Origin of the sequence: Viridibacterium curvum, assembly GCF_039544165.1 — a bacterium.
GTDB classification, from domain to species: domain Bacteria; phylum Pseudomonadota; class Gammaproteobacteria; order Burkholderiales; family Rhodocyclaceae; genus Viridibacterium; species Viridibacterium curvum.
Genome location: NZ_BAABLD010000005.1, coordinates 191,777 through 218,384, shown reverse-complemented (window position 1 = coordinate 218,384; position 26,608 = coordinate 191,777). Strand labels below are relative to the sequence as shown.

Annotated in this window: 21 protein-coding genes, 1 tRNA gene and 1 other RNA gene; 13 read left to right on the top strand and 10 right to left on the bottom strand. The window is 62.2% G+C overall.

Translation table 11 applies throughout. The annotated features are described in order from the left end of the window. Position 1 precedes the first annotated feature (1 nt). Genes pheA through gyrA form a run of 3 tightly spaced genes read right to left on the bottom strand, consistent with a single transcriptional unit; the run spans position 2 to position 4,798 of the window. Positions 2-1,096, bottom strand: coding sequence for a prephenate dehydratase (gene pheA / locus ABEA02_RS05155; protein ID WP_345531790.1), 1,095 nt, complete (start codon positions 1,094-1,096; stop codon positions 2-4). Continuing rightward, a complete protein-coding gene (gene serC / locus ABEA02_RS05150) occupies positions 1,089-2,201 on the bottom strand; it encodes a 3-phosphoserine/phosphohydroxythreonine transaminase (protein WP_345531789.1) in 1,113 nt (370 codons plus the stop codon). Before serC ends, pheA begins: the two co-directional genes overlap by 8 nt. Beyond that, on the bottom strand, positions 2,198-4,798 hold the full coding sequence (gyrA, locus tag ABEA02_RS05145; protein WP_345531787.1) for a DNA gyrase subunit A: 2,601 nt from the start codon (positions 4,796-4,798) through the stop codon (positions 2,198-2,200). The genes serC and gyrA overlap by 4 nt, the downstream gene beginning before the upstream one ends. A 139-nt stretch (positions 4,799-4,937) precedes the next feature. Between gyrA and ABEA02_RS05140 the strand changes: the two genes are divergently transcribed. The 7 genes from ABEA02_RS05140 to ABEA02_RS05110 all read left to right on the top strand — a co-directional run bounded on the left by ABEA02_RS05140 (position 4,938) and on the right by ABEA02_RS05110 (position 11,191). Next, a complete protein-coding gene (locus ABEA02_RS05140; RefSeq protein ID WP_345531786.1) occupies positions 4,938-6,272 on the top strand; it encodes a TRZ/ATZ family hydrolase in 1,335 nt (444 codons plus the stop codon). 126 nt (positions 6,273-6,398) lie between these two features. After that, on the top strand, positions 6,399-7,208 hold the full coding sequence (locus ABEA02_RS05135; RefSeq protein WP_345531785.1) for an OmpA family protein: 810 nt from the start codon (positions 6,399-6,401) through the stop codon (positions 7,206-7,208). A gap of 63 nt (positions 7,209-7,271) precedes the next feature. Further along, positions 7,272-7,979: a bifunctional 2-polyprenyl-6-hydroxyphenol methylase/3-demethylubiquinol 3-O-methyltransferase UbiG gene (ubiG, locus tag ABEA02_RS05130; RefSeq protein ID WP_345531784.1), complete on the top strand. Its 708-nt coding sequence runs from the start codon at positions 7,272-7,274 to the stop codon at positions 7,977-7,979. Further along, positions 7,972-8,652 carry a phosphoglycolate phosphatase gene (gene gph, locus ABEA02_RS05125; RefSeq protein ID WP_345531783.1) on the top strand — a complete coding sequence of 227 codons (681 nt, stop codon included), beginning with the start codon at positions 7,972-7,974 and terminating at the stop codon, positions 8,650-8,652. Before ubiG ends, gph begins: the two co-directional genes overlap by 8 nt. A gap of 3 nt (positions 8,653-8,655) precedes the next feature. Then, positions 8,656-9,016: a transfer-messenger RNA gene (gene ssrA / locus ABEA02_RS05120) on the top strand. Positions 9,017-9,141: 125 nt separating this feature from the next. Further along, positions 9,142-9,999: an SIR2 family NAD-dependent protein deacylase gene (locus tag ABEA02_RS05115; protein WP_345531782.1), complete on the top strand. Its 858-nt coding sequence runs from the start codon at positions 9,142-9,144 to the stop codon at positions 9,997-9,999. A 121-nt stretch (positions 10,000-10,120) separates the two neighbouring features. Continuing rightward, on the top strand, positions 10,121-11,191 hold the full coding sequence (locus ABEA02_RS05110) for a sigma-54 interaction domain-containing protein (RefSeq protein ID WP_345531781.1): 1,071 nt from the start codon (positions 10,121-10,123) through the stop codon (positions 11,189-11,191). Between the two features lie 133 nt (positions 11,192-11,324). Here ABEA02_RS05110 and ABEA02_RS05105 read toward each other — a convergent pair whose 3' ends face one another. From ABEA02_RS05105 to acs, 6 genes are all read right to left on the bottom strand, one after another. Beyond that, positions 11,325-13,172 (bottom strand): GDSL-type esterase/lipase family protein, encoded by a 1,848-nt coding sequence (locus ABEA02_RS05105; RefSeq protein WP_345531780.1) that lies wholly within the window; start codon positions 13,170-13,172, stop codon positions 11,325-11,327. Between the two features lie 431 nt (positions 13,173-13,603). Next, a tRNA-Ser gene (locus ABEA02_RS05100) sits at positions 13,604-13,694 on the bottom strand. A gap of 86 nt (positions 13,695-13,780) precedes the next feature. Beyond that, positions 13,781-15,784 (bottom strand): VC_2705 family sodium/solute symporter, encoded by a 2,004-nt coding sequence (locus ABEA02_RS05095; RefSeq protein ID WP_345531779.1) that lies wholly within the window; start codon positions 15,782-15,784, stop codon positions 13,781-13,783. Between the two features lie 16 nt (positions 15,785-15,800). Further along, complete coding sequence (locus ABEA02_RS05090) at positions 15,801-17,261, bottom strand: putative nucleotidyltransferase substrate binding domain-containing protein (protein WP_345531778.1); 1,461 nt, start codon at positions 17,259-17,261, stop codon at positions 15,801-15,803. After that, positions 17,239-19,335, bottom strand: coding sequence for an exonuclease domain-containing protein (locus tag ABEA02_RS05085; RefSeq protein WP_345531777.1), 2,097 nt, complete (start codon positions 19,333-19,335; stop codon positions 17,239-17,241). Before ABEA02_RS05085 ends, ABEA02_RS05090 begins: the two co-directional genes overlap by 23 nt. Positions 19,336-19,377: 42 nt before the next feature. Further along, positions 19,378-21,363 (bottom strand): acetate--CoA ligase, encoded by a 1,986-nt coding sequence (acs, locus tag ABEA02_RS05080; RefSeq protein WP_345531776.1) that lies wholly within the window; start codon positions 21,361-21,363, stop codon positions 19,378-19,380. A 280-nt stretch (positions 21,364-21,643) separates the two neighbouring features. Between acs and ABEA02_RS05075 the strand changes: the two genes are divergently transcribed. The 6 genes from ABEA02_RS05075 (at position 21,644) to ABEA02_RS05050 (ending at position 26,027) form a co-directional block, all read left to right on the top strand. Next, positions 21,644-22,144 carry a sigma-70 family RNA polymerase sigma factor gene (locus ABEA02_RS05075; RefSeq protein WP_345531775.1) on the top strand — a complete coding sequence of 167 codons (501 nt, stop codon included), beginning with the start codon at positions 21,644-21,646 and terminating at the stop codon, positions 22,142-22,144. Then, a complete protein-coding gene (locus tag ABEA02_RS05070) occupies positions 22,141-22,932 on the top strand; it encodes an anti-sigma factor family protein (RefSeq protein ID WP_345531774.1) in 792 nt (263 codons plus the stop codon). The genes ABEA02_RS05075 and ABEA02_RS05070 overlap by 4 nt, the downstream gene beginning before the upstream one ends. 51 nt (positions 22,933-22,983) lie before the next feature. Next, positions 22,984-23,913 carry a protein-methionine-sulfoxide reductase catalytic subunit MsrP gene (msrP, locus tag ABEA02_RS05065; protein WP_345531773.1) on the top strand — a complete coding sequence of 310 codons (930 nt, stop codon included), beginning with the start codon at positions 22,984-22,986 and terminating at the stop codon, positions 23,911-23,913. Between the two features lie 3 nt (positions 23,914-23,916). Further along, positions 23,917-24,540 carry a protein-methionine-sulfoxide reductase heme-binding subunit MsrQ gene (locus tag ABEA02_RS05060; RefSeq protein WP_345531772.1) on the top strand — a complete coding sequence of 208 codons (624 nt, stop codon included), beginning with the start codon at positions 23,917-23,919 and terminating at the stop codon, positions 24,538-24,540. A gap of 74 nt (positions 24,541-24,614) precedes the next feature. Next, on the top strand, positions 24,615-25,424 hold the full coding sequence (locus ABEA02_RS05055) for a helix-turn-helix domain-containing protein (protein ID WP_345531771.1): 810 nt from the start codon (positions 24,615-24,617) through the stop codon (positions 25,422-25,424). Between the two features lie 36 nt (positions 25,425-25,460). Further along, positions 25,461-26,027 carry a YceI family protein gene (locus ABEA02_RS05050; RefSeq protein ID WP_345531770.1) on the top strand — a complete coding sequence of 189 codons (567 nt, stop codon included), beginning with the start codon at positions 25,461-25,463 and terminating at the stop codon, positions 26,025-26,027. A gap of 116 nt (positions 26,028-26,143) precedes the next feature. On the opposite strand, the gene ABEA02_RS05045 is transcribed toward ABEA02_RS05050, so the two are convergent. Beyond that, complete coding sequence (locus ABEA02_RS05045; RefSeq protein WP_345531769.1) at positions 26,144-26,608, bottom strand: chemotaxis protein CheX; 465 nt, start codon at positions 26,606-26,608, stop codon at positions 26,144-26,146.

Below are 26,608 nucleotides of genomic sequence, written 5' to 3'. Positions count from 1 at the left end.
ATCAAATTGCGGCCACCGGATACGAACCCAGTACCTTCAGGAACGCCGCGTGCTCGCCAAGCGCCTTGAGCGCTCGGGCGACCGCAGGGTCTTCACGGTGGCCTTCGATATCCACGTAGAAGACGTATTCCCACAGACCGGTGCGCGAAGGACGCGACTCGAACTTGGTCATGCTGACACCTTCATCCGCGAAGGGTTGCAGCAACGAATGCACCGCGCCTGGCTTGTTGAGCGCCGAGAACGCGACCGATGTCTTGTCCTTGCCGGAAGGCCCTGAGTCGTGACGCGCAATCACGAGGAAGCGCGTCGTGTTGTTGGGGTCGTCTTCGATATTGGCGAAAAGGATCGGCAAGCCGAAGTGGTGCGCAGCGCGTTCGCCGGCAATGGCCGCAGACTCCTTGTCTTCTGCTGCGAGACGCGCCGCTTCGGCGTTGCTCGATACAGGCAGACGCGGAATGCCATGCGCGTGGTGGGCCAGCCAGTCATTGCACTGCGACAGCGACTGAGCGTGCGAGTAGATGCGCTTCACTTGCGACAGGTCGGCCGCGTGCGTCATGAAGTTCTGGCGGATGCGCAGGCTCACCTCGCCACACACCGAGACCTTACGCGACATGAAGAGATCCAGCGTGCGACCGACAGCGCCTTCGGTCGAGTTCTCGACCGGCACCACGCCATAGGCTGTCGCACCCGCCTCGACCGCGTGGAACACATCGTCGATGGTCTGCTGCGGCTGCAACTCCGGCGCACCGCCGAAGTGCTTGCTGGCAGCCGATTCGGAATAGGTGCCTTGCGGACCGAGATATGCCACCTTGAGCGGCTGCTCCAGCCCCAGACACCAGGACATGATCTCGCGAAAGATACGCTGTACGCCCTCGGTCGACAGCGGGCCGGGGTTCTTCTCGGCGATATTGCGCAGCACCTGTGCTTCGCGCTCGGGGCGATACAGCGGCCCTTTCTTGATCTCGCCCACTCTCAGCGCACAACGCGCGCGCGCAGCGAGACGCTCGAGAATCTCGCCATCGAGCCTGTCGATTTCCCTGCGTACCGCCAGCAGGGCTTCGGTCTGTTCGGGGGTGAGTTCGTTGTTGTCAGCCATGGCTCTTCTCGAACTCCTTGAGGTAGCCAACGAGCGCCTGCACGCCTTCAAGCGACATGGCGTTGTAGATCGAAGCACGCATGCCACCGACCGACTTGTGCCCCTTCAGCTGCAAGAAACCGCGTGCCTTGGCACCTTCGAGAAAGGCGTCATTGAGCGACTCGTCACGCAGGAAGAACGGCACGTTCATCAGCGAACGGCATTCGCGTGCAACGTGGTTGACGTAGAAACCGCTGGCATCAAGCGCGTCGTACAGCAGAGCCGCCTTGGCGCGATTCTTCGCTTCCATCGCCGCCACGCCGCCCTGCGCCTTGAGCCACTGGAAGACGAGACCTGCGATGTAGATGGAATAGGTCGGCGGCGTGTTGTACATGGAGCCGTTTTCGGCCACTGTCTTGTAGTGGAATGCCGAGGGGCAGCCCGCCTGTGCCTGCTCGAGCAAGTCTTCACGGATGATCACGACGGCGAGTCCAGCCGGACCGATGTTCTTCTGCGCGCCGCCATACATGAGGCCGAACTGTGACACGTCCATCGGGCGCGAAAGAATGTGGGACGACACGTCGACAAACAGCGGCACGCCCTTCAGGCCCAATGCGTCCATGTCAGGCCATTGCAGGTACTCGACGCCGTCAATCGTCTCGTTGCCGCAGATGTGCAGGTAGGCCGCATCCTTGCGCACGCGCCAGTCGGCCACGGCAGGAATGGTCGTGTACTTGCCCTGCTTTGCCTCAGGACGGCAGGAACTGGCGGCGACATGCACATCGCCGTAACGCGAAGCCTCCTTGATCGACTTGCCCGACCAACTGCCGGTATCGATGTAATCCGCCTTCGGATTCTTGCCCAGCAGGTTGAGCGGAATGATGGCGTTCTCGCCGATCGCACCGCCCTGCATGAATAACACCTTGTAGTTGGCGGGCACGGCCATGAGCTCACGCAGGTCAGCTTCGGCCTGCGCAATGATGCTCATGAACTCCTTGCCACGGTGACTCATCTCCATCACCGACATGCCGCTGCCGCGCCAGTCCAGCATTTCTGCTGCCGCCTGCTGCAGCACCGCTTCAGGCAAAACGGCGGGACCTGCGCCGAAATTGAATACGCGCGTCACTCGGCGGCCCCTTCAGCACCGGCTTCACCTCCCTCGGCGCCCTCACCGCTCTCGATGTCTTCGTCGGTCTCCACGATCTTCTCGATGCTGGAAAGCTTGGCGCCATCGTCGAGGTTGATCAGTGTGACGCCCTGCGTCGAGCGGCCCAGTTCGCGGATATCCTTGACCGGAGTGCGGATCAGCACACCGTTGTCAGCGATGAGCATGACGTGATCAGTCGGGTCGACCAGCACAGCGGCGACCAGCTTGCCATTACGCTCGGACGACTGGATGGCGATCATGCCCTTGGTGCCGCGACCATGCAGCGTGTATTCGCCAATGTTGGTGCGCTTGCCGTAACCATTCTCGGTGGCGGTCAGCACCGATTGCGTCTCGCCGTGCGCCACCAGCATTGAAAGCACGCGCTGACCGTCTTCAAGCATCATGCCGCGCACACCGCGTGCGGTGCGACCCATCGGCCGCACATCGTTCTCGCTGAAGCGCACGGCCTTGCCGGCGTCAGAGAACAACATCACGTTGCAGTCGCCATCAGTGATCGCCACGCCGACCAGGAAGTCCCCATCATCGAGACCCACGGCAATGATGCCGGCCTTGCGCGGATTGGCGAAGTCGGTGAGCGGCGTCTTTTTGACGGTGCCCTGTGCGGTCGCCATGAAGATGAAGTGGCCCTCGTCGAACTCCTTGACCGGCAGAACGGCGGTGATCTTTTCGCCCTCAATGAGCGGGAAGAGATTGACGATGGGCTTGCCGCGCGAATTGCGGTTGCCTTCCGGCACTTCATAGACCTTGAGCCAGTACAGGCGGCCGCGGTTCGAGAAACACAGGATGTAGTCGTGCGTGTTGGCGACGAAGAGCTGGTCGATCCAGTCATCTTCCTTGGTCGCCGCAGCCTGTTTGCCGCGGCCGCCGCGCTTCTGCGCGCGGTAGTCGGCCAGCGGCTGGCGCTTGAAGTAACCGGTGTGCGACAGCGTCACGACCATGTCTTCGGGCGTGATCAGGTCTTCAATATTGATGTCTGCTGTCGACATCACGATCTCGGACTTGCGCGGATCGCCGAACTGCTCGCGGATCGCGCGCAGTTCGTCGGAGATGATCTGGGTGATGCGTGCCGGCTTGGACAGGATGTCGAGCAGGTCGGCGATGATGTCCATCACCTCCTTGTATTCGCCAACGATCTTGTCCTGCTCCATATTGGTGAGGCGCTGCAGTTGCATTTCGAGAATGCGCTGCGCCTGCACTTCGGAGAGGCGATAGCCATTGGCCGAAAGACCGACGTTCTCGCCGACGCCGTCAGGGCGGTACTCGGAAGCCATCGCACGCGACAGCATTTCCTCGACGAGCTTGGAGCGCCACTCGCGGCCCATCAACTCCTGCTTCGCAATCGCCGGCGTCGGCGCTGCCTTGATGAGGGCGATGATCTCGTCGACGTTCGACAGCGCAACGGCCAGACCTTCCAGCACATGGCCGCGTTCGCGCGCCTTGCGCAGCTCGAAGATCGTGCGACGCGTGACCACTTCGCGACGGTGCGACAGGAAGCATTCGAGCATCTGCTTGAGATTCAGCAGGCGCGGCTTGCCGTCGACCAGCGCCACCATGTTCATGCCGAAGCTGTCCTGCATTTGCGTCTGCTTGAACAGATTGTTCAGCACCACCTCGGGCATTTCACCGCGCTTGAGCTCGATGACCACGCGCATGCCGGACTTGTCAGACTCGTCGCGCAGATCGGAGATGCCCTCGATCTTCTTTTCCTGCACCAGCTCGGCAATTTTCTCGAGCAGGGTGCGTTTGTTCACCTGGTACGGCAGCTCATCGATGATGATGGCCTGACGATCTGCGCTCTTGGCGATGTCTTCAAAGTGGGTGCGCGAACGCATGATCACGCGGCCACGGCCCGTGCGATAGCCCTCGTGCACGCCGTGCAGGCCATAGATCAAACCGGCCGTGGGGAAATCCGGCGCAGGCACGATCTTGATCAGATCTTCGATATCGGTGGTCGGCTCCGCCAGCAGCACCAGGCAGGCCTCGATGACTTCAGTCAGGTTGTGCGGCGGGATATTGGTCGCCATGCCGACCGCAATGCCCGAGCTGCCATTGATCAGCAGGTTGGGTACGCGCGTGGGCAGCACCGTCGGCTCGAGTTCCTTGCCGTCATAGTTCGGCTGGAAGTCGACGGTTTCCTTCTCGATGTCGGCCAGCAGGTCTGCCGAGATCTTGTCCAGACGGCACTCGGTGTAACGCATCGCGGCGGCGTTGTCGCCATCGATCGAGCCGAAGTTGCCCTGTCCGTCGATCAGCGTGTAGCGCAGCGAAAAGTCCTGCGCCATGCGCACAAGCGTGTCGTAGATGGCCGAGTCGCCGTGCGGGTGGTACTTACCCATCACGTCACCGACGACGCGGGCGCACTTTACATAGGCCCGGTTCCAAGCAAAGTTCTGCTCATGCATCGCAAACAGCACGCGACGATGTACGGGCTTGAGACCGTCGCGCACATCAGGCAGCGCGCGGCCGACGATCACGCTCATGGCGTAATCGAGGTACGAGGTACGCATCTCCTCTTCAAGGCTGATCGGGAGAGTTTCCTTGGCGAATGAATTCATGTAGCGGCGGGTGTCGTAAGATCGTACGTACTGTTGTCAGCCAAACGCCCCGGCATGCAGGCAGAACGGCCCCCAGAAAGCGTTCGATTGTAACATGCCCCCACCCTCCAGACTTGGCCCGCCAATCCCCCGCAAGCCCATGAATCAAGCACTTGAGCGCATTGACACCCTCATCGAAGCACGCTGGGTCGTTCCCGTAGAGCCCGCGGATACAACACTGGAAAACCACGCGCTGGCGATCCGTGACGGCGCCATCGTCGCCCTGCTGCCGATCAGCGACGCCCGCCTGCGCTTCAGCCCTGCCGAAACCGTGGTGCTGGAAGACCACGTGCTGATCCCGGGTCTGATCAACCTGCATACACATACGGCAATGACACTGCTGCGTGGCCACGCTGACGACTTGCCCCTGATGCGATGGCTCACCGAGGCAATCTGGCCGGCCGAACGCGAGCATGTCTCCGAAGAGTTCGTCTATCACGGCACGCTCTTGGGGGCGGCCGAAATGCTGCGTGGCGGCGTGACCTTCGCCAACGACATGTATTTCTTCCCCGATGCGGCGGCCCGCGCCTATGAGGAGATGGGCATGCGGGCCATGATCGGATTGGTCGTCCTGGACTTCCCCGGCAACTACGCCGCCAACGCAGACGACTACCTGCACAAAGGCCTGGCAGTGCGCGACAAGTGGCTTGGCCACTCGCGACTGGACTTCTCGCTCGCCCCGCACGCCCCCTACACGGTTTCGGACAGCGCCTTCGAACGCGTCGGCGCCTTGGCCGAAGAGCTGGACGCATCCGTGCACATTCACGTGCAGGAAACCCGAAACGAAGTAGAGGACAGCCTCAAGCAGTACGGCCTGCGCCCGCTGCAACGCTTGCAGAAGCTGGGACTGCTGGGCCCCAACCTGCTGATCGCCCACGGCGTGCACGTTGACGACAAGGACATCGAACTGCTGGCGCTCAACCAGGTGGGCGTTGCGCACAACCCCGTATCCAATATGAAGCTCGCCAGCGGCATCGCTCCCGTCACGGCCATGCTCTCGGCTGGCATCAACGTCGGTCTTGGCACGGATGGCGCCGCCAGCAACAACCGGCTGGACGTACTGCAGGAGATGCGTTTCGCGTCCCTGCTCGCCAAGATTCAGGCCGACGACGCTGCCGCGCTGCGCGTACACAAAGTTTTGCAGATGGCCACTCTGCTGGCTGCCAAGGCCCTCGGACTGCAGGAGCGGATCGGCAGCCTGACCCCTGGCAAGCGCGCGGACATCTGCTCCATCTCATTGAATGCAAATGAAATTGCGCCGGTTTTTGATCCCGTTTCGCATATCGTATTTGCGGCCGGACGTGAGCACGTCAGTCACGTATGGGTCGATGGAAAGGGCGTTTTGGCGAACGGAGAACTGTTATTGCAGCGCAATGAAGATTTGCCGGCCATTTCGCGGCTATGGCAGAATTCTCTGCAGAACAAGAGATCCTGAGCCGTTGGCGTGTCGCGCGGTAGGGGCGCCACCCACTCCCAAGTGTGGCGCCAGTCAAATCGGACGAATGATCACTCGGCAACAGTTCTTGTCTCCCCACCCGTTCCGCCTGATAACGAGAGTCCCATGAAAACCGCACACAAAATTCTTGTCGCCCTCTTCCTCGCAGCCAGCGCTGCTTCTGCCTCCGCTCAAAACCTGGTAACGGATGGCAAAGGCGTTCAGGCCTATGCCATTGACGCTAACAAGATCATCGTTCGCAACCCCTTCGGCTGGTGCTGGCGTACCATCAACTGGACCAAGGAACTGGCCCTCTCCAACCTGACGACGGATGGCAAGCCCATCGGCTGCGCATGCGAACCGGGCTACGCTGAAAGCGAAGCCGCCTGCAAGCCGGCTCCGGTCGCAGCGCCTGCACCCGCTGCACCGAAGGCAGCTCCTGCCGCCGCACCGGCCGCAGCTCCCGCAACCGCTGCTCCGGCCCCCGCCCCGGCACCTGCCGCGGCCCCGGCACCGGCTCCTGCTGCTGCCCCGGCCGCACCGGCTGTCAAAGTCACCCTGCCGGCTGACGCCACCTTCGAGTTCGGCAGCGCCGATCTGACGGCTGCGGGTCAGGACTCCCTGACCAAGTACGCCGCGGAAGTGACCAAGCTGAAGTCGCTCGAAGTCGTGATCGTCGTCGGCCACGCCGACCGCATCGGCAAGGATGAGCCGAACCAGACCCTGTCGGAAAAGCGTGCCGCTTCGGTCAAGGACTTCCTGACCAGCAAGGGCATTCCGGCCAACCGCATCTACGCCGAGGGCAAGGGCGAAAAGCAACCCGTGACCGGCGACAAGTGCAAGAAGATGGGCGCTGAAAACGGCAAGAACAAGAAGCTCGTGGCTTGCCTGGCTCCGGACCGCCGCATCGAACTGGAAGCCGTCGGCATCAAGTAATATTGACGCTGACCCGCAAGGCCCTGCCCCGGCAGGGCCTTTTTCTTTTCAGAGGCCGCAAAGATGTCCGCAACGCTCAACGCCGACGACGCCGAACTCGCCAAATTCAGCGCCCTTGCTCACCGCTGGTGGGATCCGGAATCCGAATTCCGCCCGCTGCATGAAATCAATCCCCTGCGACTCGACTGGATAGACAAACACTCCCCCATCAGTGGCCAACGCGTAATAGATGTGGGCTGTGGTGGTGGCATCCTCGCCGAGAGCATGGCACGCCGTGGCGCGCAGGTTACAGGCATCGACCTCTCCGACAAGGCACTCTCCGTAGCCCGCCTGCATGCGCTGGACAGTGGCATTGAAGTCGATTACCTCAAGATCCCTGCCGAACAGATTGCTAACGAACGCGCCGGACAGTACGCCGTCGTCAGCTGCATGGAAATGCTTGAACATGTGCCCGATCCGGCCAGCGTCGTACAGGCCTGTGCAGACCTCGCCGCCCCGGGTGGCTCTGTGTACTTCTCGACACTCAACCGGAACCCCAAGTCCTACCTCATGGCGATTGTGGGTGCCGAGTACATCTTGAACCTGCTGCCGCGCGGCACCCACGAATACGCCCGCTTCATCAAGCCTGCCGAGCTCAGCCGCTTCGCCCGCAACGCCGGCCTCGACGTCGTCGAACTGATCGGCATGCACTACAACCCCTTTGACAAACGCTACAGTCTGGGGCCGGGCACGGACGTAAACTATCTCGTTCGCTGCGTGAAGCATGCTTGAGGAAGACATCCGCTGCGTCCTCTTCGATCTCGACGGCACCCTGGCTGATACCGCACCAGATCTGGCGGATGCACTCAATCGAACGCGCATTGATGAGGGTCTCGACGCCCTGCCCCTGGAAAGATTGCGTCCGCTGATTTCACAAGGTGTGCGCGGCCTGCTGCGCGTCAGCCATGGCTTGCACCCGCAGGACGAAGGCTACGAATCTCTCTTCAAACGCGTTCTCCAGCACTACGCCCAACGCCTTTGCGTACAGACCCGACTGTTCGACGGCATCCCGGAGTTACTTGACCATCTGGAAGCTCACTCAATCCGCTGGGGCATTGTCACCAACAAGCATAGTCGCTTCACACAGCCTCTGGTCTCTGCGCTTGGCCTGAATGTGCGTGCGGCCAGCGTTGTCAGTGGCGACACCACGCCGCGCGCCAAGCCGGCGCCCGATCCGTTGCTGCTCGCTGCACAACAATGCGGTATTGCCCCCGGACAATGTATCTACCTCGGTGACGATGAACGTGACATCGTTGCTGCGAAGGCTGCGGGCATGCGTTCGATGGCTGTGCGCTGGGGCTACCTTGGCGAGGACAAGCCCATCGAAGCATGGGGAGCCGACTTCCTCATCAATCACCCTGCAGAAGTCTTGGAGTATCTGGGCCCACAGCGTAGAATGAATTGACTTGGGGGCGACCTGGTTTCGACGGGGGTCGCGAAGCAGCCAGGTGCATACCGAGGACCAGTTCCCTCGTAAAAACACTGGACAGTAATACTCGCAAACGACGAGCAATTCGCTCTGGCCGCTTAAGGCCTAGGCCACTGCACTGACTTGTTCCTGGGGCAGGCCGGGCAACCGGCAGCAGTGTCATTTACAGGGAATCGCATTGCATCGGGTCACTTGATGCAGTGCTAAATCCAAGGTGACTCGCGTTGCGCAGGCCTGTCGATCGGCTGAGCACAGCGTTAAATCAAATTGATCGACTAAGTATGTAGATCCAGTTGTAGAGGACTTTCGGACGCGGGTTCGATTCCCGCCGCCTCCACCAAACGACAAAGCCACCCTCGCGGTGGCTTTTTCGTTTGGCGGTGATTGAGGCGGCGGGAATCGAACCCGCGCCCGGCATCACACCGCAGGCACGAACAGGCAACTTTACGAACACGGTATGAGACCATGCCCGCAGCCAATGATCTGAGCACAGCCTTTTCACGAGCAGCCCGCCTGCTGGAGGCAGCCGACGGGCTCATCATTGCAGCTGGTGCGGGCATGGGCGTGGATTCCGGCTTGCCGGATTTTCGCGGGCCGAATGGCTTCTGGAATGCTTACCCTGCACTGGGCCGCGCCCGAATTCCGTTCGAGGCGATCGCTTCTCCGGCGTATTTCGAAAGCGACCCCGCGCTGGCATGGGGCTTTTACGGGCACAGACTGAATCTCTATCGCGCAACCGTCCCGCATGACGGATTCGCCATCCTGCGCGACATCGCCAGCCACCTCGAACACGGGGCATTTGTCTTCACGAGCAATGTCGACGGCCAGTTCCAGAAAGCCGGATTCAACGCACAGCAGATTGTCGAGATTCACGGCAGCATCCACCATCTGCAATGTCAGCGAGGCTGTAACGCACGGATCTGGTCGGCAGCTCATTTCAAACCGGAAGTAGATGAAGATGCCTGCCATCTGCGTAACGCCGCACCACGTTGTCCGGATTGTGGCGCCATCGCACGCCCGAACATTCTGATGTTCGGCGATGGTGACTGGCTTGCAGACCGGACGCAGGCACAGCAGTGGGAATTCCTCGCCTGGCGCGCGCAACTTCGCTCCCCTGTAGTCATCGAACTGGGGGCAGGAACTCGCGTTCCGACCGTGCGTCATTTCAGCGAGCACCAGCGTTGCGCGCTGATCCGCATCAACAAGACGGAATGGCATGTTCCGGCGGGGATGGGTGTAAGTGTGGCTGACGGAGCCCTTTCTGCACTGCAGGGCATTCACGCCAGACTCACAGCGAACAACGCACCACCGCGCGCAGAATAACGATCGCAGATATTCGTCTTTTTCATCTGTCGTCACGACGATTAGAGTCTGAGCACATCGTGGCTTGCGCAAACAGCGCAAGCTACAACACCCGACATCCGCACCCTCGCTACGACACAGCATGAGTTCCCTGAGCCCGCCTTCATACCTGCCGGAAAAGTTGCTGGCATTGCCAGACAGCAGCGCCAGCCCGCTTTCGATCCGCGCTCGTGCACTGGTCTTCGTCGACCCCGCTTCTCGCAGCTTGCTTGAGCGCATCGAGCAGATCGCCGGGAGCGAAGCCAGCGTCCTCATCCAGGGTGAGACAGGCACCGGCAAGGAGCTGGTCGCCCGCCACCTGCATGAGCTAAGCGGACGCAGCGGTCCTTTCGTGGCCGTCAATTGCGGCGCTTTTTCCGAGAACATCGTCGAGGCGGAGCTCTTCGGCCACGAGAGCGGAGCCTTCACCGGGGCACAGCGGGCACGACAGGGCTGGTTCGAAGCGGCTCACAAGGGCACGCTGTTCCTCGATGAAATCGGCGACCTGCCGCAGTCCATCCAGGTCAAGTTGCTGCGCGTGCTGCAGGAACGCGAAGTTGTGCGCCTCGGCTCCCGCACACCCCTCCCCGTCGATGTACGGCTCATCACCGCGACTAACGTAGACCTGGAACGCGCGGTCTCGTCAGGCCACTTCCGTATGGATCTTTTCTACCGCATCAATGTGGCCAGCTTGCGCATTCCTGCCCTGCGCGAGCGACCTGGTGACATCGAGGCACTGGCGCGCTACTTCGCGCGCCTCTACAGCGAACGCCAAGGGACAGAGCAACCGCGCTTCGCGCCCGATGCGCTGCGCGCGCTGGCCAACTACCCGTGGCCTGGCAACATCCGCGAACTCGAAAACGTCATTCACTTCGCCTTGCTGGTCTGCCAGAACAGCACCATCACGCCACGTGACCTGCGGTTTGTGTCCGTCACTGCACCGGAGTCTTCATCCGCCGTTGCAGTTCAGTCCCCTGGAACCCAGCTGACGGAATCCATCAAGCGTGTGCTCGACAGCGGCGAGCCGGAGTTGTTCAGTCTCATCGAATCGACCGTCGTGACCACCGCATTCCAGCTATGCGGGCACAACCAGGTTCGCGCTGCCGAACTATTGGGCATCTCGCGCAACGTGATGCGGACCCTGCTCAAGCGTTACGCCCTCATCAAGCCCTGAGTCATCTGTTCAGCGGGATCGAGGCGCAAAAAAGAACCGGGCACACGGCCCGGTTTCAAACAGGAACAACAATCGCACTGCTGACTCGCCGTGCCCGGTATAGCAGCCCTGCCATACAGAGCCGCTACGTTCTTCAAGGGCTGGTGGTGACAATGCCCGAAATCTTCACGTCGCTCACAGCGAGATACTTTCCGGTTGCCGTCGAGCTGTACCAAGGGAAGAAACGCAGATAGAGCTTGGCGTTCGCTGGAACGTTGATCGCCAGCGAGGCATATTCTGTCTTGGCCATCACGTCGGTTGTAAAAGTCAGATCTGCCGCGTTGAGACGTACCGAGCCCGAGAAATCTGCGTTCAGCGAGTACTCGATGTCAGCTCGGGTATTCGCGCCACCGCTGGTCGCCAGCCAGGCCGAAATGGTGTTTATCGAGAAGCTACCCGATGCAGGTGCTGTCACCGTGAACTGAACGTACTTGGTGGCGTCATGCGCCGTGCTTGTCGTCGAGTTGTAGCGGTTGACGTTTACCGTTACCCCATCCACAGCCAACGCCTTGACTGAGCCCGCAGTGAGGTTGCTCACCACCGCGTCGGACCCGGTAACGAGGCCACCGGTCGTGGCAGTCAACGCATTGTCGTTCATCTTCCACAAGACATAGGTCGACACCCCCGACGGCACGGCGATGCCGGAGCCACTGAGTGCTACTGAACCCAGCGTCGCGCCGCCCGAAATGACCACGGTCAGGTTGCCGTTGTAGGCCTGAACGGCCGTGGGCGCGAACTGCACATAGACCGTTCTGGTGAAAGCACCGTTGCCATAGGCCACATCCAGCGTGCCCGTCCAGGTCGTCTTGTCGAGCGACAGCTTGTAACCGCTGGGCGCTGTCAGCGTCACAGTACCGCTGGCAGGGCTGAGGTCGAAGGTCGACACGTTAAGCGACTTGTACGAAGTGTCACCCACGTAACGGTCGCCCCAGGCCAGCGTAGAGGGGCTGGCCAGCAGCGAGGTCACGCTGATGATGTAGTCCTTCAGGATGTTCTGCGACTTCAGCCCATCCACCGCCATCTTCGCCACAAGCGTGGCGTAGGTGCCGTTAAGGTGGGTGCTGTCGGGGTAGTACAGATCGGTACCTGCGGCCGTTGCGCCGTAGCTTTCGACCAGGGTCTTCGTACCCGCCGTGATGTCGACCAGCGGCACCGAATAGGTCGTCGCGATCGCCTTCATGGCTGCCGGGTAGTCACCACGCGCAAAAGTCTCGGCACCTTTGATTGGCACGTTGTGCTGACCTTCCGCCGTCATCGCGCCACTGGCCCAATAGTTACGCACGATGGGCGTCATGAGGATGGGAATACCACCCTTGGCACGCACTTCGGTCACGTACTTCTTGAGGAACTGGTAGTAGGAGTGCAGCCCCTTGTCGACGGTACCCGTCGAATCGATTGCATCCAGTGCGCCAGTACAGCTTTCGCCGTTACCCGTACCGTCACTGCAATACGCATAGGTCCCGTACTCGTTGTAGTCAGTGCCGTACTTCTGGTCGTTGTGGCCGAACTGGATGATCACGTAGTCACCCGTGTTGATTGCCGCCTTGGCGGCATCCCACTTGCCGGTCTCGTAATAGAAGCTGCGTGAGCTGCGCCCACCGGCCGCCCAGTTCTTGATGGTGACCGAACCGTTGAAGAACATGCCGAGCTTCTCGCCCCAGCCATATTGCGGGCGGCGATCCTCGGTATAGGTTGTCATCGTCGAGTCACCCAAGAGGTGCACCGTCACGGCAGCAGAGCTGGACACCGAGCTGGCAACGCTGGAAGACAGGCTGCTGCTGGAAACACTGCTGGACGCCACACTGCTCGAAGCGACACTGCTGGCAACCGCCGAGGACGAAGCACCCGTCCCTGCCGCACCACCACCACTGCCTCCGCCGCCACACGCGCTCAACAACAAAGCCGCCAGCAAGCCGGCGGCCATCAAAAACCTGTTTTTCATCGTCTCGACTCCATTGAAGCGGTGCATTCTCTTTTCATTAGGCACCGGTAACACGTTAGCGATCAGACTTTAAGTAACAAGCATTTGTGCGGGCTGACAGGGATTGCTATAGGACCTGACAGGAATTGCTTTTTTCCAGCCAGAGAAATGGTGAAGAGCCGCAAAAAACAAGCCTCTGCGCGCCAGTGGACGCTGGGTGCAGACAACAAAAAACGCGCTCGCGGCGCGTTTATGTGTTGTGGCGAAGAGGGGGAATTGTGGCGGCTCGCCTTGAGGCGATCCCCAATCCCTCGCTCTCGCTCGGGACCGCCGCAGGCGGCATCCGGCGAGACTTCGCTCGCCGAGCGAACCGCGGGTTCTCATCCCCGACGTCTGCGTTCTGCGCAGACATCCAGACAACAAAAAACGCGCTCATGGCGCGTTTAGTGTTGTGGCGGAGAGGGGGGGATTCGAACCCCCGTCAGGATATTATCCTGAACACGCTTTCCAGGCGTGCGACTTAAACCACTCATCCACCTCTCCGGACAAGGGCGCGAATTGTAGCAGTGAAGGCGCGGGATGAGAAGCCGGGGCCACCACCCCGCCGCAATACCCTTGTGGCGGGCCTTTCAGGGCTCTTCCGGCACATCCCGGAGACGCGCCAACATGCTGCGAGCCGACTCGGATGGCGGTGGCGTCAGCAGGCTGACCACCACCAGCGCCACAAAACCCGCAACAACGCCGAATACCCCGCTGGAAATGGGCTGGATATCGAACCAGGCATTGGCCATGCTGCCACCAAAGAAGCCATGCGTGCGCACCGCGTAGATGATGGTGACCAGCGGGCCGGCAATCATGGCGGCGATGGCGCCCCACTTGTTGGCCCGACGCCAGAAGATGCCGCTGACCATGACGGGAAATACCGTCGACGAAGCAATCGAGAACGCAAACCCCACCGTAAACAGGATGCTGTCTGGCCGCAGTGTCGCGACGATGGCCGCCAGCATGGCCACCACCATCAGGGTAGCCTTGGAAACCAGCAGGCGACGCTGGGTCGCTGCTTGCGGATTCATGATCTTGAAGTAAACGTCGTGCGACAACGCACTGCTGATCGACAACAGCAAGCCGTCCGCTGTCGACAGCGCGGCCGCCAGCCCTCCCGCCGCCACCAACCCGGAGACAAAGTACGGCAAGCCCGCGATCTCGGGCGTTGCCAGCACGATTACGTCAGGGTGAATGGACAGTTCCGCCAGCTGCAATACGCCATCGAGGTTGAGGTCTTCGACACTGACCAGCCCCACCTTGCCCCATGAATTGATCCAGGCCGGTAACTCGGAAATCGGGGTGCCAACCAGATGGTGGTAGACCTCCCACTTGGCAAATACCGCATAGGCCGGCGCCGTCACGTACAGCAACAGGATGAACAGCAAGGACCAGAACACCGACTTGCGCGCGGCTGACACCCCTGGCGTCGTGTAGTAGCGCGTCAGCACGTGGGGCAGCCCGGCCGTCCCGATCATCAGCACAAAGACCAGGGCAATGAAGTTGTTGCGCTGGGCCGCACTGTCCTGCCCGTCAGATGCGTAGGCCTGCGCATGCGGCGCCGGGCCATGCGAGCGACTGACGACATCGCGGTAATCGGCCTCCCACTGCACACGCGCCGTCTTGGCGTCACCGGGCAAGGCCCGCAGCTGGCGCTGCGCGTTGGCGATGTCGCGCGCCGAGGCATTGGCATCCTGCAGGTATTCAAGTCGGTCGATAAGTAGCTTGCGCTCAGCCTCCAGAGAGTCCGGCAATCCCGCAATGCGTTGCTTGAGCTCATCGGCACGCTTGACGAGTGCATCGCGCGCCTGCTGCTCCAGCGGCGAAGCGAGCAAGCGCTGCTCCTCCTCGCCCAGTTTTTCCAGCACGCGACCATAGGCCAGCTGAGGGATGGGGCTGTCGGTCGTTTTCCAGGACATCAGCACCACGGGCGTCAGGTAGGCCACGATGATCACGAGGTACTGCGCCACCTGCGTCCAGGTGATCGCACGCATGCCGCCCAGGAAGGAACACACCAGCACGCCTGCCAGGCCAACGAACACACCTATCGAAAACTCGATGCCGGCAAAGCGACTGGTGATGAGGCCCACGCCATAGATCTGCGCCACCACGTAGACGAAGCTCGTGATCACTACCGCCGCCACACCCAGCAGGCGCGGCGCCGTGCCTTCGTAACGCGCACCCAGAAAATCGGGAATCGTGTACTCGCCGAAGCGCCGCAGATAAGGCGCCAGCAGAAGGCTTACCAGCACATAGCCTCCGGTCCAGCCCATGACGAAAGCCAATCCGTCGAAACCCGCCACGTACAGGGTACCCGCCAGCCCGATGAACGAGGCTGCGCTCATCCAGTCCGACGCGGTGGCCATGCCGTTATACAGCGCTGGAATACGCCGCCCGGCCACGTAGTACTCGCTGACATCGGCTGTGCGTCCGAGCACGCCGATCACCGCGTACATGAAGATGGTCGCAAGCAGGAAGGCATAGCCAATCCAGCCCAGCGGCACACCCAGTTGCTCACCAACGGCCATCGCCACCACGAACAGTGCGAAACCGATGAAGAAGATGAAATAGTTGCGGCCGTAATCGCTCATCGCGTCTCACCGGTCCTCATAGTCGATAGTCCACGCGCAACCGCTGCTGCAGTTGCTTGATCTGCCGGAAGGCGTGGCGCAGGATATGGCGCTCCAGGCGATTCAGTTTGTAGGGATCCAGCCGGTTGGCGAGACTCTCGTTGCCACCATGCTGCTGCTGGTTGCGCAAACGCAAATGCTGCACGAACAGGAAACCGTCAATCGCCGCCTGCAGATCCTCACCGGCAAACGCAGGGCTTGCCGCAACGGCGCGCAGGCGCTCCACCGTGCTTGTCGCTGCAATCCCTTGCGAGAGCGCGAAAATGCGCGCCGCATCCACACAAGGCCGCACCCCGCTCTTCTTCAGATCGATGGTGCCGGGCACCGCCCCCTTGCGCTCAAGCACAAAGGCGCGCAACAGACCCAGCGGCGGCGCACTCTCCAGCGCATTGGCCGCCAGCATGCGCAGAAAGACGGGCTGCGCCGCAACGCGTTCGAGCAACCAGCTGCGCAACCTGTCCACAATGCCGCCATCGCCATGAATGGCACGGAAATCGAAGAAGATACTGGCGTTGAGCAGGGCCTTCGGGTCCCGCACGCTGATCCAGCGCTCGAAGCGCGCCCGCCATTCATGATCCGACAGGCATTGTTCGGCATTGCCCGCCATGATCTGACCGCGACATAGCGGAAAGCCGCACTCGTCGAGCAACTGGTTCACCGCCTGCGCAAACGGCAGCAGCGCCTGCCGCACGGGCTCAGGGTCTTCACCCTCGGCCATCTCGAAGATGATGCCGTTGTCCTGGTCTGTCGAGAGAGTCTGCTCGAACCGGCCCTCCGACCCAAAGGCCATCCAGCTCCAGCACACAGCGGGCAGCTCGAAGCGCGCTTTCATGAGCACCACCGCCTGCGAGCCGACGAAATCGTTGAGCGAAGTCGCCCACTGGATCACCTGGCTGGCCCCCAGCCCCTGGCTGATCAACCGTTTGACGAAGTGCCGGGCATGCGCGGCTGCATCCACCAACTCCCCACTGGTGCGCGCCGAGATCAAGGGGTTGACGACGTCCTCCGGCACGATCTTCTGCGCCCCATACACGTCGCCTCGCGACACAACACCCAGCAGCCTGCCGTCGCGCTCCATCACCAGCACGTAGCGGGCCGAGCAACGTCCCATCGCCAGCATGGCATCGTGCGCCGTGGCATCTGCCGAGAGGCACAAGGGGTGCTCATCCATCGCCGACTCGATTGGTGCCGACAGATCGGCGCCCGGCAGTACGACGCGGCCCAGCAGATCGCTGAAGGTAACGATGCCCTGCGGACGCAGTTCGCGCGGATCAGCCACCACAACAGAACCGATACGATCGGCGTACATGCGCTCGACCGGCACGCGCAGCGGTGTACCACGCGGATAGACCACCGGCGAGCGCCGGATCAGTCCACGCAGGGGCTCGTAGAGCGAGAACGACGACAGGCTCTCCTCATCCGTAACGGATCTGCGCATGGCGACTCTCCTGTTGAGCAAGACGTGCGTCGGACAGCGTGCGGATACCCCGCTCCGCCAGCAGCGGAATCATGCAGATGAAGATACGGGCCGTCATCGTGGCATCGGCCAGTGCGTCGTGCCGGCCAACCACGCTGACACCGAAACGCTCGGCAATCGCCTCCAGCGAGTGCGACGCCTGATTGGGGTGCAGGATGCTGGACAACAACATCGTGTCGAGCACGGCGTGGTCGAAACGCAAACCCGTCGACACTTCGAGGCGCTGCAAAAAGCGCATGTCAAACGCCACGTTATGCCCCACCAGCACACTGTCTGCAGCGAAATCATGAAACCCCCGCAATACCTCGGCAATGCCCGGCTGGCCCCGCAAGCGCTCGCGCGAAATGCCGTGGATGCGCAGCGAGGCGGGCGATATCTCGCGCGCAGTATCGGCAAACCTGTTGAAGCACTCGTCACGCAGCAACTTGCCACGCAGGATGCGTAACGCACCAATCTGGATGATCTCGTCGTGAGCCGTATCGAGTCCGGTGGTCTCGGTATCGAACACCGTAAAAGCAAGGTCAGCCAGCATGCGCTCATCCGCGGCCGCACTCCCCTGCCAGCCCAACAGGGCAAAGTCACACGCCACATCGCGGCGGCTGACAGCCTCTTCTTCGGCAACAGGGTCGGCAACCGTCAGCACAGGCAACGCAAAACTGAAGCACGACTCGGTGGCCGCCAGATGTCGCTCGTAACGCAGCTCCGTATCGTGCTGTCGCAACACCTCGCGCACCGACAGGTTTGACGCCTCGCCGCCAAGGCGCAAAGGCTCCAGCTCCCAGCCCAGTGCCGATTCCTGCGACAGCGCAGTACCTGCCCAACGCAGTCCCAGCAATAGCTTGTCATCGCTGGCGTGCAGCGTCAGCGCCACGCTGCGCGGATCACAAGCCTCACTGATCCGGACGGCAAGAAAAGTGAGCACCTGCGTCATCAGGAAGCTATCCACCGACACGCCGCCGACCGAGTCGACCGCCTCCAGATGCACAGCCAGCCCGAGGCGCGACTCGATACGACGCTGTGCTGCACGCAGCAGGTCCAGCGCGCGCATATCGTCGCGCAAGACAACGCCCTGTCCCCACAGCGACACGTCGCGCAAAGCCTGCCCCAACTGACTGCTCAGCGCGGAGCTTGCCTCGCCAAAGGCATCGAAATCCTGCTGCGCAGCAGAGGGGAGGTCCACACCCTGCGTGATCCGCCGCAGCTGCTGGAGCAACGCCGCAAGCCCGGCCTGTTGACGGTCTGCCAGTGTCTGCAAAGCCTGCTGGCGACGCCCCGCGAGCTCAGCCTCGGTCGTCACATCGTCGGCCAGCACGATCAAGCCGATCAGGGCCGACACATCCAGCAATGGCGAGATACGCAGGCGCACCAGACGCCCGGCCGGCGTGGTCATCATGAAGCGCTGTGGCGTACGACGAGCGCCGGGCTGGGCAAAGCGGTCGCGTACCAGCGCAAGCTGTGAAGCATCGACCAGCGAAGACAGATCGCGCCCCAGCCCCAGTCGTCCAGTGCCCTCGAACAACCGCGCCGCTCGGCGGTTGTAGAGCAATACCCGCGCCTCGGCATTGCACACCACGATGGCTTCATCAAGATCATCAACGAGAGCCGCCAACCGCGCCCGCTCCCGCTCCGTATCGTTGCGCGCTGCCTCAATGGCGGCCTGCTGCCCGCCCAGCAGAGTACGCTGCGCAGCCGCGAGACGATTGATGGCCGCGCCCAGCGGGGCCAGGCTCTCCGGCGTTGCGATGTCCGTCGGGGCTGCGGGTTGCCCGAGCAGGGACACCGCCTCGGCCAGACGCAGCACCTGTTGCCAACGACGTTGCTGCCACAACCAGGTCAGCCATGCCGCCGCACCGGCAAGCAGGATCGCCAGCATCACGAAGGTGCCACGACGCTGCGCCAGCGCAGCAGCCGCTGCCTCCTGCAGATCAGCGGGCAGCAACTGCAGCGTGACCACCAGCCCGAATGCCGCCAGCCCGGCCGCCAATGCAGCGGCGAGCAAGGGTATGCCGAGTACGCGCAGCGAGGTCGGGCTCATCGCCAGACTCCGGGCATGCCCCCGCGCACCCGTCAGTTCGCCTCAGACGGACTGCTTGAGCTGATCGAGAATCGCCGGGTTCTCGAGGGTGGAAACGTCCTGCGTGATCTCTTCACCCTTGGCCAGCGCACGCAGCAGGCGCCGCATGATCTTGCCGGAACGCGTCTTGGGCAGGTTGTCACCGAAGCGGATGTCCTTGGGCTTGGCAATCGGTCCGATCTCCTTGGCCACCCAGTCCTGCAGCTGCTTGACGATCTTCTTCGCCTCGTCGCCCGTCGGCCGAGCGCGCTTGAGCACCACGAAGGCGCAGATCGCCTCGCCGGTCAGATCGTCAGGACGACCCACCACAGCGGCCTCCGCGACAAGCTCGGTGCAGGACACCAACGCCGACTCGATCTCCATCGTGCCCATGCGGTGACCCGAGACGTTGAGCACATCGTCGATGCGCCCCATGATCGTGAAGTAGCCCGTCTTCGCATCGCGCACGGCACCATCGCCAGCCAGGTACAGCTTGCCGCCGAGGTCGGTCGGGAAGTAACTCTTCTGGAAGCGCTCCGGATCACCCCAGATCGTGCGGATCATCGACGGCCACGGGCGTTTGATGACGAGAAAGCCCCCCTTGCCCCACTCCACGTCGTTGCCCGTCTCGTCGACAATGGCGGCCTGGATGCCCGGGAACGGCAGCGTGCAGGATCCTGGAACCAGCGGCGTCACACCGGGCAGCGGCGTGATGACATGGCCACCCGTTTCGGTCTGCCAGAAGGTGTCCATGATCGGGCAGCGACCGCCGCCGACGTTGTCGTGATACCACATCCAGGCTTCCGGGTTGATCGGCTCGCCGACCGAACCCAGGATGCGCAGGCTGTCGAGCTTGTAGTTGCGCGGATGCGTCGCCGGTGCGTTTTCCGAAGCCTTGATCAGCGAGCGGATGGCCGTCGGCGCGGTGTAGAACACGCTCACCTTGTGATCCTGGATCATGCGCCAGAAGCGCCCCGTGTCCGGATACGTCGGTACGCCCTCGAACACGATCTGTGTCACACCGCAGGCCAGCGGCCCATACGCGATGTAGGTGTGGCCCGTCACCCAGCCGATGTCGGCGGTACACCAGAAAGTGTCATCACCCTTGAGATCGAAGGTCCACTTGTTGGTCAGAATGGCATGCAGCAGGTAGCCCGCCGAAGAGTGCTGTACCCCCTTCGGCTTGCCCGTCGAGCCCGAGGTATAGAGCAGGAACAGCGGATGCTCGGCCTCGACCCACTCCGGTTCGCAGGTCGCCGCCTGGTCCTTGATGAGATCGTGCAACCACACGTCACGCCCCGCCGCCATGTTGATGGCATTGCCAGTGCGTTGATAGACGATGACGCTGTGCACCGCCTCGCAACCGCCCAGACTGAAGGCTTCATCCACCACCACCTTCAGACCGATATTCTTGCCCCCACGGCACTGCTCATCGGCCGTGATGATGGCCGTTGCGCCGGCATCGACCACGCGCTCCTGCACGCTCTTCGCCGAAAAGCCACCGAACACCACCGAGTGGGTGGCACCAATGCGCGCGCAGGCCTGCATGGCTGCTACGCCTTCGACCGACATGGGCATGTAGATGAGGACGCGGTCGCCCTTCTTGACGCCGCGCGATTTCAGGCCGTTGGCAAACTTGCAGACCAGCGCATGCAGCTCACGGAAGGTGACTTTGCTCACCTTGCCATCGTCCGCTTCGAAGATCAGAGCCACCTTGTCAGCGTTGCCGTTCTCGAGATTGCGGTCCAGGCAGTTCCACGAGACGTTGAGTGCGCCATCAGCGAACCACTTGTAGAACGGCGCACCGCTCTCGTCCAGCGTCTGCGTAAAGGGCTTTTTCCAGACCAGGTGTTCGCGTGCCAGACGCCCCCAGAAACCGCTGTAGTCGGTCTCCGCTTCCTTGCACAGCGCCTCGTACGCCGCCATGCCGCTGATCGTCGCACGGGCGACGGCATCAGCCGGAGGCGGAAAAACACGATTCTCTTGCAGGACGGAATCGATGGTGGCCATCTTGAGTCTCCTTGGTTATGGCGAGCAAACCGTATTCAGGGCCGCAGCGGAAACAACGCTTGCTGACCGGAATTCCGGACCGGTTCCAGGTGTTTATCCGGCATGTCGCTTTGGCGCCGATTAAATGCAGTCGAACTTACACCTCTCTTACGTACGATGCGCCAGCATTCCGCATCGCAACATACGGGCTATCGGCAAGCCCGCGCAGCGCGCGACCTGCTACGATCAATCCCATTCCTGCGGTTTGACCGCAAACCGCTTCGCGCCAGCCGATTATCCCATGCATACCCAGCAGGACATCGTTGCCGAAATTCCCCGCTTGCGCCGCTACGCCCGGGCACTGACTGGTGACAGCTCCCGCGCCGATGATCTCGTGCAGGACTGCATAGAGCGGGCACTCTCGCGTTGGCCCCTGTGGCGCCCCGGCAACCTGCGCGCCTGGTTGTTCACGATCATGCACAACGTCTTCGTGAACCAGCTGCGCAACGCGGGCCGCCTCGACTACCGTGCCGATGAAGACCTGCCCGAAGCCGCTACGCGCAGCGAGCAGGAAGACGGACTGATGCTGCGCGATCTTGATCGTGCGCTGCAGCAACTGCCACTGGAGCAACGCGAGGCCCTGCTGCTGGTCACGCTGGAAGAACTGTCTTACGAAGAGGCCGCTCGCGTGCTCGGCGTGCCGGTAGGCACCATCATGTCGCGCCTGTACCGGGCTCGCGAGAAGCTGCGCAGCATCCTGCAGACCGATGCCGGGGTGTCGCGCCTGAGGGTCGTCAAATGAAGCGCAACGACCCCGAAATCTCGCCCCTCAACGACACCTTGTTGCGCTACGTCGACGACAGGCTGGACGTCGACGACCGCGACAGTGCCGGCGAACGCCTGCGCAACGATCCGGAAGCGCAGCAGCGCATCGCCGCCTGGCGCGCGCAGAACCAGGTGTTGCACGCACACTACGACGCCGTGCTGCACGGCGCTGTGCCGCCCCACCTGTTGCGCGCTGCCCGCCGCGCCAGCCACCGCTCGCCACTGCGCCACGCCGCAGCCATTGCCTGGCTCGTGATCGGTGTGGGCATAGGCTGGGCCGCCCATGTACAGCACGACGTGGCGCCGGAACCCGCAACCCTGCCCCACATCGCAGCCATCGCCCACGCCACCTACACGGCCGAGAAACGCCACGCGGTCGAGGTCGCGGCAGCTGAAGAGGCGCACCTCGTCACCTGGCTGTCGCGTCGTCTCGATCGCCCGCTCAAGGTGCCGCGGCTCGGCCCCCTGGGCTACGAGCTGATGGGTGGCCGCATGCTGCCCAGCGAGACCGGGCCGGTCGCCCAGTTCATGTTCCAGAACGCAGATGGTCAGCGCCTGACCCTGCACCTGCGCACCCAGAAAGGTGATGTGCCGGACAGCTCCTTCGAGTTCGCACGCGAGGGCAAGGTCAGCGTCTTCTACTGGCTCGACGACCGCGTCGGCTACGCGCTGTCGGGCGATCTGGAGCGCGACAAGCTGCTACCCATCGCCCGTGAAGTGTGGCGCCAGCTCAGCGCAGCTGAAACCGGTACCGAAGCAAAGTAAGGTTCAGACCGGACGACCGGTCTTATGGGTGCACCCAGACGGAGTATCGCCATGCTGATTCGCAAACCAGCCGACATCATCCCTTCCGAAATCACGCCGCCCGAGATCTACGCGGACCGCCGCCGCTTCGTTGAAAAGCTGGGCCTCGGCAGCATCGCGCTGGCCCTGCCCTCGCTCGCCAGCGCCGGCAACAAACTGGCGGGCGTCGTCAGCAGCAACTACAAGGTGCCGGACCCGAGCACGCCTTACAAGTACGTCACCCGCTACAACAACTACTACGAATTCTCGACCGACAAGGAAGAACCCGCCGAGGCCGCCCAGACGCTCAAGACGCGTCCCTGGACGGTGAGCATCGAAGGCCTCTGCGCCAAGCCACAGACCATCGGCATCGAGGACCTGCTCAAGTTTGCGCCACTCGAAGAGCGCATCTACCGCATGCGCTGCGTCGAGGGCTGGTCGATGGTGATCCCCTGGGTGGGGTTCCCGCTTGCCACCCTGCTCAAGCGCGTCGAACCACTTGGCAGCGCGAAGTTCGTCGAATTCACGACCCTCGCTGATCGCAAGCAGATGCCGGGCATCGGTTCTCGTGTGCTCGACTGGCCCTATGTGGAAGGACTGCGTCTCGACGAAGCCATGCACCCGCTCACCCTGATGGCTGTCGGCCTCTACGGCGAAGAGCTGCCCAATCAGAACGGTGCCCCCATCCGTCTCGTCGTGCCGTGGAAGTACGGTTTCAAGGGCGGCAAGTCCATCGTACGCATCCGTCTGCTCGACAAGATGCCTGGCACAGCCTGGAACAAGGCGGCGTCGCATGAGTACGGCTTCTATTCCAACGTGAATCCGGAAGTCGACCACCCCCGCTGGAGCCAGGCCACCGAGCGCCGCATCGGCGAATTCGGAAAACGCAAAACCTTGATGTTCAACGGCTACGACGAGGTGGCACCGCTGTACGCTGGCATGGATCTCAAAAAGAACTTCTGATCGATGCCTCCTCCCTTCATTGCCTGGCTGCGTAGCCCAAGCCCGCAGCAGATCGGTCGCGTCAAGGCCCTGCTCTTTGTGGTCTGCCTGATCCCGGTATCACTGCTGGCCTGGCGCTTCTGGCACGACGACCTCGGCGCCAATCCGATCGAATACATCACGCGTGCGACCGGTGAATGGACGCTGCGCTTCCTGCTCATCACGCTCACCGTCACGCCGTTTCGCCGCTTCACCAACCTCAACTGGGTGCTGCGTCTGCGCCGCATGCTGGGGCTCTACGCCTTCTTCTACTGCTGCCTGCACCTCACCACCTACCTGTGGCTGGATCAGTTCTTCGACTGGCGTTCCATCTTTGCCGACATCATGAAACGCCCGTTCATCACCATCGGTTTTGCCGCCTTCGTCGGCATGCTGCCGCTGGCCATCACTTCAACCAATGCCATGATCAAACGCCTCGGCGGCAAGCGCTGGCTGTGGCTGCATCGCCTGGTCTACCCCGTTGCTGTAGCGGGCGTGATCCATTTCTGGTGGCTGGTCAAACGGGATATCCGGGAACCCCTGCTGTACGCGGTGATTCTCGGACTCCTGCTGGGGGCGCGCCGGGTGAGGACGCGCCAGACAGCCTGACCCCTACTCCCTCCTGCTCGATGCCACAGAGTCGCGAACAGTTCCTGCTGGCCCGCCGACGCCTCCAGACCGTCATGGATTTTATGGCGGCGCATCTGGACGACGAGTACCTGTCGCTCAACGATCTCGCCAGCGTCGCCCATCTCTCGCGCAGCCGCTTCGAACGCCTGTACGCCACGCAGGTGCACGAGACGCCGATGGCCACCCTGCGCCGCCTGCGCCTGTTGCGCGCGCGCGACCTGCTCGTTGCCGGCAGCACCCCCAGCGTGTCGGATCTCGCCATGCAGATGGGATATGGCTCCATCGCTGCCTTCAGCCGCGCCTTTTCGCGCCAATTTGGCGTGCCGCCTACACGCGCCTCGGCCCTCGTAATACCGGACCGCAGCCCGCAGCTCGACATCCTCAACATCGGCGCCGTCCCGGTCATCAGCCTGCCCTATGCCGGTCGCGCTGCGGATGTATTCCATGCCGGCGACGAGCTGACCTGGCGCATCGCACGTGCCGGGGGCAAGCACTGGCGGCACTGGGTCGTGCATCCGGACGGCTGGGTCGATCCGCAACGCTTCCCCGATACCTGGGTGCGCATGCTGCATTGCGTCCCCAGTGCGACGTTACCGACCATCAAGGGGCTGGACATGACAACGCTGCCGCCAGGCAGCTATGCACGCTTCCGCTTCATGGGTCCGCACTGTGCCGACATTCCGGCACTCACGGCACGTGTCACGCGCGACACCGGTCGCGAAGTCATTGCCGGGCCCATGCTGCGGTACTTTCCCAACGTACCTCCCTTCACCCCGCCCAGCGAACGGATGACCTGGTTGCTGCTGTCAGTGGCGCCGCAAGACGAGCATTCCGATCAAGTGACGAGCAGTACTGCGCCATAAGCTGGCGTCCGATCTGTTCTCACTGAAGGGTTTGTTATGCATCGCATCGCAATTGCGCTGGCTCTGGCCGGCATTACGGCTTTCGCCCACGGCAATGCCGACATCTACACCATCGACCCGACGCATACCGCTGCGCGATTCGAATACAACCATCTGAACTGGACCACTCAAGCCCACCGCTTCGACCAGACTATCGGCAAGATCCAGTTCGACCGCGCCGCGCGCACTGCAAGCGTCGAAGTCAGCATCGACGCCCGCACCGTCAACACAGGCTACCCCGTGTTCAACGGCCACCTGCAGGGCGAAGACTTCTTCGATGTCGCACGCTTCCCGGTCATCACGTTCAAGTCCACCGCGACGCGCTTCGATGGCGACAAGCTGGTGGCCATAGATGGCGATCTGACAATCAAGGGCATCACCAAACCGGTTTCGCTCACCGTCACCAGTTTCCAGGCCGGACCGCATCCGATCCAGAAAAAACGCGAATCCATCGGCGCCAACGCCGTCGCGCGCGTCAAACGTTCGGACTTCGGCATGACCAAGGTGCCTGTCGTGTCAGACGACATCCAGCTTAGCTTTGCCGTACAGGCCTTCAAGGACTGATCCCGTCCACGAGGCCTGCCTGGCCCGCCGCATTGTTGCGGTCTTGTTGTTGCTGTCTCTATGACCTCCTGTGCCCGCCCGTTCCCACGGTGCGGGCTTTTTTTGCCGGAAGCCGCTCAGACGCGCTGCAGATCCACCACTACCTGGGCAGCGTGACCTCGCCACTTCAGTGGAATGACATAGGGGCGTGACACGCCCGAGGGCCGGATCGCCACACCACGGCAGCGTCGCGGCACCGAGATTTCCAGCTCGTGCCCCAGCGCCTTGCGCGCACGCCCCGAGAACATGTTGGCAATCTCGCCGATGAGGTCCAGCTGCTGTTCGTAACCGGGCTCGGCCGACACGCCGGCATCGCGCAACAGCTGGTCGAGCATCGCACCCGGCGCCGAGAAGTACAGCGCCCCGCGCCAGTTGCCCGACACGTCGACGATGCCTGTGAAGTCATAGCCCTGCAGCAACTCGCTGGGCTCGGCGAGATAGGCTGAGCGCACGTCGGCCATCTCGCCGCTGGAGTGCTGGAAAAAGTGGCAAACGGAATCAACGAATGCCCGGATATCGGACTCCTGCAGCTTCTGTGTCAT